1 pseudogene is annotated in these 1,241 nt (G+C 64.4%); it reads right to left on the bottom strand.

Annotation, left to right across the window (positions count from 1 at the left end):
* Positions 1–1,241 (bottom strand): annotated as a pseudogene (locus HTZ77_RS44860) (DNA-directed RNA polymerase subunit beta); the annotation flags it as partial.

The following is a 1,241-nucleotide window of genomic DNA, read 5'->3' as shown; positions in this document are numbered from 1 at the left end:
GATCTGGTCCATGAACTGCGACAGCTGCGAGGTGCCGAAGAACTCCTTGATCGACGCCACGACCGGGCGGATGTTGATCAGGGTCTGCGGCGTGATCGCCTCGACGTCCTGCGTCGTCATGCGCTCGCGCACGACGCGCTCCATGCGGGCCAGGCCCAGGCGGACCTGGTTCTGGATCAGCTCGCCGACGCTGCGCAGACGGCGGTTGCCGAAGTGGTCGATGTCGTCGACCTCGACGATCACCTCGCCACCCGCGCCCGGCATCGTGTCCTCGCCCGCGTGCAGGCGCACGAGATACTCGATCGTGGCGACGACGTCGTCCTCGGTCAGGGTGTTCCGCGTGATCTCACTGGCCACCCCGAGCTTCTTGTTGATCTTGTAGCGACCCACCTTGGCGAGGTCGTACCGCTTGGGGTTGAAGTAGAGGTTCTCCAGCAGGGTCTGCGCCGACTCCTTGGTCGGCGGCTCGCCCGGCCGCAGCTTGCGGTAGATGTCGAGCAGCGCGTCGTCCTGGCCGGCCGTGTGGTCCTTCTCCAGGGTGGCCCGCATGGACTCGTACTGGCCGAAGCGCTCGAGGATCTGTTCGTTGGTCCATCCCAGTGCCTTGAGAAGCACGGTGACGGCCTGCTTGCGCTTGCGGTCGATGCGCACACCGACGCTGTCGCGCTTGTCGATCTCGAACTCGAGCCAGGCGCCCCGCGACGGGATCACCCTGCAGTGGTAGAGGTCCTTGTCGGTGGTCTTGTCGGCAGTGCGCTCGAAGTACACACCGGGCGAGCGGACCAGCTGGGAGACCACGACACGCTCGGTGCCGTTGATGACGAACGTGCCCTTCGGCGTCATGAGCGGAAAGTCGCCCATGAACACCGTCTGGCTCTTGATCTCACCGGTGGTGTTGTTGATGAACTCCGCCGTCACGAACATCGGGGCGGAGAAGGTCATGTCCTTGTCTTTGCACTCATCGACTGAGTACTTGGGCGGCTCGAACCGGTGGTCGCGGAACGACAAGGACATGGTCCCCGAGAAGTCCTCGATCGGACTGATCTCTTCGAAGATCTCTTCGAGGCCCGACTGGGTCGGGACGTCCTTGCGACCGGCCTGGCGAGCCGCCTCCACCCGGGCCTTCCACTTCTCGTTGCCGAGCAGCCAGTCGAAGGACTCGGTCTGCAGGGCAAGAAGGTCAGGAACTTCGAGGGGCTCCTGGATGCGCGAAAAAGAGACGCGACGGGGACCGGCGGGTA

The organism is Nonomuraea montanisoli (assembly GCF_013363975.1).
GTDB lineage: Bacteria > Actinomycetota > Actinomycetes > Streptosporangiales > Streptosporangiaceae > Nonomuraea > Nonomuraea montanisoli.
Note: the sequence above shows the minus strand (reverse complement) of the source record. Positions and strands in the feature narration are given on the sequence as shown.